Below are 5,744 nucleotides of genomic sequence, written 5' to 3'. Positions count from 1 at the left end.
GCCGGCACCACGACCCTGTTCGCCGCCCTCGAAGTCGCCACCGGCAAGGTCATCGGCTCCCTCCACCGCCGCCACCGGGCGGCAAAGTTCAGGAAGCGCGCTGGTCGGCGTGAAGTGCAGATGGAACCGTGGGTGAGCCGGCAGCCACTTCTTGATGTCGGGTGTCTTGTTGGTCGCGTAGTTGTCCAGGATCAGGTGAACCTGCAGGTCGTCCGGGACTTCCTTGTCGAGCTTGGCCAGGAACTCCTGGCTGAACCTGGTCGAGCGGTGGTTCGCCGAGCTGACCCAGAAGAAGCTCAAGCGCGGCGTCCACCGCTCGGTCCAGGCTCTCGAACGCGACATCCGAGCCTGGCTCGCCGACCGGAACGAGCACCCAAGACCCTTCGTCTGGACCAAGACCGCCGACGAGATCCTCGACAAAGTCGCCGCCCAATGCCAACAAATCCCTCACTCAGATCACTAGGCGGTTTCGTTTGGATCAGCCGATCGTTGGTTCAGGTGTGCCGTTGACCGACGCGCAGTGGGCGCGGATCGAGCCGTGCTCCCGGATCGGACTCCGAAGAGGGGTGGCCGGTGGCGGGATCACCGTGAGGTGATCGACGCCATCGCGTTCAAGTTCCACAGCGGAACGCAGTTGGTCCACCTTCCGGAGAAGTACGGGAACTGGCGAGGCGTCTACGACCGGCTGCGGATGTGGTCCGGACGGTACGTGGGAGCGAGTGTTCACCGCGCTGATGACTCAGGCCGACGCGGACGAGAACCTGAACTGGGCGGTCTCGGTGGACGCAACGATTGTGCGGGCCCACCAGCATCCAGTGTCGACCCGGCCGGCGCCGCCCGCGCCGTGGTGAGCATCATCCGGCTCTCCAAGGCCGCATACCGCGAGAGCCTTCAGAACCTGTGGTGGGTCGCTGGCTACAACGCCCTCCCCATCACCGCCGGCGCGCTCAACTGGGCCGGGATCAACATGCCGTCCGCTCTCGCCGCAACGCTGATGAGCGTCTCCACCATCGTCGTCACCCTCAACGCACAGTTGCTGCGCCGAGTCGACCTTCGCCCTCCAGAAATCAGTGAGGACGTTCGGCAACCTGCGACCATCCGCGCGACGTGGTGAATGCACGAAGACCCGCCCGTCGGGCGGTACTCGCTCTCACTATGGTTCCAGCTTCAGGAGGAGGTGACGGCGGCATGAGCCAGGGCAGCGGGCTCCTTCGGCGTACCGTCGACCGGGATGGCCGCGCCGACTTCGTCGTCGCCCAGCGTTTCGAGGTCGGCAAACTGACTGTCGAGCAGGTCGGGCGGCATGAAGTGGCCCTTTTGCTCAGTGATCCGTGCGGCAATCAGCTCACGCGAGCCATCAAGTGCAGAAGGAGGGCCTTCCACGCCTGCGTGCGCTGTTGTCGAAGAGCAAGTAGCGCGCTACGCCAGAATAGCGGTGAACGTGTAGCGGGCGGGGTGCCCTGACCAGACAGGCAGCAGCCGATGGTCTCTCAGGATCCGGCGGGTATGCCCCCGGACGCCGCGCACGGGGGGACGGGACGCCCGGAAGGACTGTTTGCCAACATACCATGCCATCCAGTCTCTTATCGCATATATCGCGGAACGTATTCGCGTGGCGGGGCCCGGCGATCGAATGCAGTCTGGCCCGGGAGGCGGTCACGAGGCCGCCGGATCGGCCACGACGGGCCTGGTGCCGGGGGATGATGGGGAAGCTATGGTCATGTCGCAGAAGGGCAGCCGCGTTGAGTCAATTCTCCGGGCATGAGACCAGCCCTCATGAGGCGCTCCAGCAGGGCCGGACGGCAGTGGATCGTCTGATGGCGGGGATGCTGGAAGCCGGCGGGACGTTCCGTGAGGTGACGGCGACCCAGGTGCTCCTGTCCACCGCTTCCCCGCGCATCCGGTTCGTCGAGTTCGCAGCCGACGAGGAGAAGGAGAACGGAGCCGACTGGCTGTGGTGGTGGGTGGACCGGGACGGTACCTGCTACGGGCTCCTGGTCCAGGCGAAGATCTTGAAGTTGCACGGCAAGCGCTGGAGTATCGACTTCAGCTACACGACGCGCGGCGACGACCGGACGCAGCTCTCGAAGCCGATCAAGGCGGCAAACCGCTTCCATGTCCCCGCCGCGTACGTCTCGTACTGCGGGGACGCCCAGTACCGATCGACTCTGGCCTTCGACCGCACTCATGACGACGTTCCGTGCAAGGAGCGCGAACGGGTCGGTGTGTCCACTCTCTCCGCTCTGGTGGCGGAGAACGCGGTCGGCCTGGATGCCAAGAACGCGGGCGTGAGCGCCTTCCACGACGCCGTTCCCGTCGAAGACATCGCCAGCCCCGACAGCCTGGACGCGCCGATCGTGCCACTCGCGCGCGGACTGGACCAGGACCTCGAGCGCTTCCTGCGGCAGCCGCAGCGAGGATTTCGCAGGGTGGCAAAGGAACTTCTCCGGCCTGTCCAGCGGATCAGGCACGGCCAGTTCGCCGGCGCGGCGGTCATGGAACGCGCCGCCCCGGTCACCGGCGCCCTTTTCGAGAACGTCCCCAACGACTACGGGCATTTCTCCGTGCCGTACCTCGCGCACATGCTCTGCGGTCTGCGGGCGGAGGTCCCCGGCTATGTGCGCGACGTCCTGGAAGGCCGGACTCCTCCGACATGGGTTACTGCCCACGTCGGCGGGATCGTCGTGATCCCCGACGCGGACGCCCCGACCACGGCGTCACCAGCCCGGGCTGGTGACGGTGGCGCTGGGCTGCTCCCCTCGGATTTCCTTGAGGCGCCTCGGCCTCCACATGACCACCGTCCTGGGCTCGCCGCGTGAGTTCGACGCGAAGCGTCCGGCACTGACCGACCGGCAGGAGCGGAGCCAGCCAGCAGGCCCAGTCCCGGTGCCCGGGGCGGCGTCATCCGCTCCAGGGGACCCGAGCGAGAACGAGCCCCCGGACGTCGGCGGCTCCAATCGCCCGGAGCCGGAGCGCGACGTTCTGGAGCTGCGAGCCGCTGGTGAACACGTCGTCGACGAGCAGGATGGTGGCCGATTTGATGTCGCCGATGTCCCCGGTCCAGGTCAGGGCGGCGGCATGCGCGGTCGCGGCCGCGCGCTTCTCCTCCAGGGTGCGATTCGCGGACCGGGCCGTCTCAGCGTGCTTCACCAGCCGGTGCCCGCCCGGCGGGCTGAGCGGGAAGGCCCTGGTCACGTCCTCGGTGTAGGCGGCGTCCATGATCGCCTCGATGTGCTGGATGGGCTGGCGGCCGACGTGGGTCGGGTTGCCGACGACGTAGTCGACGCCGTTCATCGCCTCGGGGTGGCTCTCCATCCAACCGACGAGGAGCCGGCCGAAGATCAGCGCCCAGCCGGCCCTCCCCTCGTACTTCAGCGTGTGGATCTTGTCGCGCAGGGCTCCGGAGTACATGGCCACCGCGTCGACGCGGGAGAATCCCCGCTCGGCTTCCGGGAGCGCACACACCCGATTACTGCACTGTCTGCCGGGCGCGACGGCCTGGGAGCAGACGGGGCAGTGGGGTTCGGCGACCGGCTGGAGGGTGCGGCCGGCGCGGTCGGAGCACAGGCGGGCGGTGCCGGTGATGCGGTACGCGCACACCGGGCAGTTGGGAAAGCCTGCTGGATTGGGGAGACCTGCCGTCACAGGCCGGCCAGGGCGAGCTGCTGGCGCTGCTGTCCGGCGGCCTGGATGTCCGCGGCCTGGCCGAGGCGGTCGGTGATGTCGCTGGAGGCGGTGACCAGGATCGCCCGGCCCTCGTCCAGCATCTTCTTGGCCCAGGGCTGGGTGTCGGCGAGGGAACGGATCAGGAAAACGAGCTTGCCGTGCTCGGCGGCCAGGCGGGCCTGCATCTTCGCGCCTGACGTGCTCGAGGCCTCGATGACGACGCTGCCCAGCGTGGTGCCGGACGTGACGACGTTGCGGCGGGGGAAGGTGTACTTGGCCGGCGGGTTGGTGGGCCAGAACTGGCTCAGCAGCGCTCCCCCGGCGCTGAGGATCGCCTTCGCGAGAGGACGGTTCTCGGCCGGGTAGATCGGGGCGGCGATGCCGGTGCCCATGACGGCGAAGGTCCGGCCGCCCGCGGTGAGCGTTGCCTGATGGGCGGCTGCGTCGATGCCCTTGGCGAGACCGCTTGCGATCACGACGTCGTGCTCGACGACCTCGCGGGCCATCCGCGCCGCCCGGCGCAGCCCGTCCTCGGATGCCTGGCGGGTGCCGACGATGGCGATGGAGCGGGCGTCGCGCTGATCGAGCTCTCCGCGGTAGAAGAGGAACGGCGGCAGGTTGCCGATCACCCTGAGGTTGGCCGGGTAGTCCTTGTCCAGGACGGTGACCAGGCGCGCGTCGGCCCTGTCGGCGGCGGCGAGTTCGTCGTCGACGCGAGCACGGGCATCGTCCAGGCCGGCGGCCAGGGCCTGCTGCAGCAGGGGGCGGTTCTTGGTCGCGGCACGCGAGTCCTCGTGCAGCTGTCCGTCCATGAGCGCGGCCAGGCCATCGGGGCTCTGGGCGCCGCGGGCGATCAGGCTCCAGTCGAGGGTGGCATCGCCGGCGCGCAACGCGCACAGGGTCAGCAGATCGTGCTGGTCAGCGGTGATATCGAGGTCCATCAGGGTGTCCTTCTACTCGTGGCCCCGGGATGTTCGAAGGATGAAGCGAGGTACTCGGGCCACTTCCATCATGGCGTACGGAGCCCTCGGACGGACAGGAAGGGGGGCCGTCGAGCCGGTTCCTCAGGCCTGTCGCCGCTGTTCCATACGGGCGAGGGCTTCGGCGAGCTGGGTGGCCCCGCCGGGCGCCGCGACCGGTTCCCATATGATCCCTACAGCCAGACAGATGCCGCTGACCAGGCGCTCGCCTCGCTGGTGTCGTACCACTGCTCGACCTGCCCCGGCAGGGCGATCCACCACAAGGCGGTGGTCGTCGTCTCCCCGGTCGGCACGAGGTACTCGCCGCGCCAGACGAGAGGGTACGCATGCTGCTGGAGGTGCGTGAACATGTCGGCGAGATGCCTCTGCCGGGCAATCTTGTAGGCGGTCATGGGAGAGCGGGTGCCAGCAGGACCCGGACGGGGTGCGTCGAAGACGATCACCGCTTGCCGGCGATCTTATTCTTGTAGGCCGGGTTGACTCGTACGGTACGGGCCTGGGCGGCGATGGAGATGTCCCGGCCCGTCGACTGGCCGACGCTCCTCTTGTACCGCTCCAGGCTGGTGTCCGGGGGCCTGGGAGACACGCTCGAGAAGGTCCTCCTTGTAGGAGGAGCCAGTCATGTTCTTGGCGCGGTCCAGGAAGCCAGCAAGCTGCGGGTTGCCCTTGGCGGGTGTGCTGCTGGGGTACACGCAGAAAAAGCTCTGACCAGGCAGTGCACCATCGAGGTAGGCCGCACACAGAAGGTGCAGCATCAGGACATCACGCGCGTCCTTGTCACCGACCTTGACGGTGTTCTCGTAGGTGAGGATGTCCTTGATCGTGAAGGTCCGCCCGCCGCCGCGAGGGAACCGCGCGTTGAAGGGCAGCATCGAGCGGATCGCGAAGGCGCGGTCCTCGTCATCGAGACGGAACGCCCAGCGCGGCTCGTGCAGCAGGAAGTCCTCCAAGAGCTCGATGACGTCGGCGGGCTTGTCGGACATCAGCGAGGTGATCTTCGCTCCTAGAGGTTGTCCCGTATGGGGTGTCAGTTATCCGGTGAGGGCCAAGTTGTGGAGCCGGGAGATGCCGAGCATGGCCTGGTGAACGCCGTTGCCC

Annotated in this window: 7 protein-coding genes and 1 pseudogene; 2 read left to right on the top strand and 6 right to left on the bottom strand. The window is 67.7% G+C overall.

Annotation, left to right across the window (positions count from 1 at the left end; genetic code table 11):
* Nucleotides 1-96: 96 nt before the first annotated feature.
* Nucleotides 97-246 (bottom strand): annotated as a pseudogene (locus ACH4C6_RS35680) (IS630 family transposase); the annotation flags it as partial.
* 274 nt (nt 247-520) lie between these two features.
* Between ACH4C6_RS35680 and ACH4C6_RS35675 the strand changes: the two are divergent.
* Nucleotides 521-1,114, top strand: coding sequence for a transposase (locus tag ACH4C6_RS35675; protein ID WP_398112755.1), 594 nt, complete (start codon nt 521-523; stop codon nt 1,112-1,114).
* 53 nt (nt 1,115-1,167) lie between these two features.
* Here ACH4C6_RS35675 and ACH4C6_RS35670 read toward each other — a convergent pair whose 3' ends face one another.
* The gene (locus ACH4C6_RS35670) at nt 1,168-1,305 is read right to left on the bottom strand and encodes a hypothetical protein (protein WP_398112754.1); all 138 of its coding nucleotides are present in this window, start codon (nt 1,303-1,305) and stop codon (nt 1,168-1,170) included.
* A gap of 512 nt (nt 1,306-1,817) precedes the next feature.
* Between ACH4C6_RS35670 and ACH4C6_RS35665 the strand changes: the two genes are divergently transcribed.
* Nucleotides 1,818-2,819, top strand: a complete 1,002-nt coding sequence (locus ACH4C6_RS35665; RefSeq protein WP_398112753.1) for a hypothetical protein — start codon at nt 1,818-1,820, stop codon at nt 2,817-2,819.
* Between the two features lie 82 nt (nt 2,820-2,901).
* Here the strand turns inward: ACH4C6_RS35665 and ACH4C6_RS35660 are convergent, their stop codons facing one another.
* From ACH4C6_RS35660 to ACH4C6_RS35645, 4 genes are all read right to left on the bottom strand, one after another.
* Complete coding sequence (locus ACH4C6_RS35660; RefSeq protein ID WP_398112752.1) at nt 2,902-3,600, bottom strand: ComF family protein; 699 nt, start codon at nt 3,598-3,600, stop codon at nt 2,902-2,904.
* A 41-nt stretch (nt 3,601-3,641) separates the two neighbouring features.
* Nucleotides 3,642-4,607, bottom strand: coding sequence for a DNA-processing protein DprA (locus tag ACH4C6_RS35655; RefSeq protein WP_398112751.1), 966 nt, complete (start codon nt 4,605-4,607; stop codon nt 3,642-3,644).
* 212 nt (nt 4,608-4,819) lie between these two features.
* Nucleotides 4,820-5,038, bottom strand: coding sequence for a hypothetical protein (locus ACH4C6_RS35650; RefSeq protein WP_398112750.1), 219 nt, complete (start codon nt 5,036-5,038; stop codon nt 4,820-4,822).
* A 66-nt stretch (nt 5,039-5,104) separates the two neighbouring features.
* Nucleotides 5,105-5,629, bottom strand: coding sequence for a hypothetical protein (locus ACH4C6_RS35645; RefSeq protein WP_398112749.1), 525 nt, complete (start codon nt 5,627-5,629; stop codon nt 5,105-5,107).
* Nucleotides 5,630-5,744: the final 115 nt, after the last annotated feature.

It is taken from the genome of Streptomyces sp. NPDC017943, from assembly GCF_044328425.1.
Taxonomy (GTDB): domain Bacteria; phylum Actinomycetota; class Actinomycetes; order Streptomycetales; family Streptomycetaceae; genus Streptomyces; species Streptomyces djakartensis_A.
Note: the sequence above shows the minus strand (reverse complement) of the source record. Positions and strands in the feature narration are given on the sequence as shown.

Excerpts from the sequence above, each read along its gene's own strand:
- ACH4C6_RS35670 (WP_398112754.1), bottom strand. The coding sequence starts at position 1,305 with ATGCCGCCCGACCTGCTCGACAGTCAGTTTGCCGACCTCGAAACGCTG.
- ACH4C6_RS35665 (WP_398112753.1), top strand. The coding sequence starts at position 1,818 with ATGGCGGGGATGCTGGAAGCCGGCGGGACGTTCCGTGAGGTGACGGCG.
- ACH4C6_RS35655 (WP_398112751.1), bottom strand. The coding sequence starts at position 4,607 with ATGGACCTCGATATCACCGCTGACCAGCACGATCTGCTGACCCTGTGC.
- ACH4C6_RS35650 (WP_398112750.1), bottom strand. The coding sequence starts at position 5,038 with ATGACCGCCTACAAGATTGCCCGGCAGAGGCATCTCGCCGACATGTTC.
- ACH4C6_RS35645 (WP_398112749.1), bottom strand. The coding sequence starts at position 5,629 with ATGTCCGACAAGCCCGCCGACGTCATCGAGCTCTTGGAGGACTTCCTG.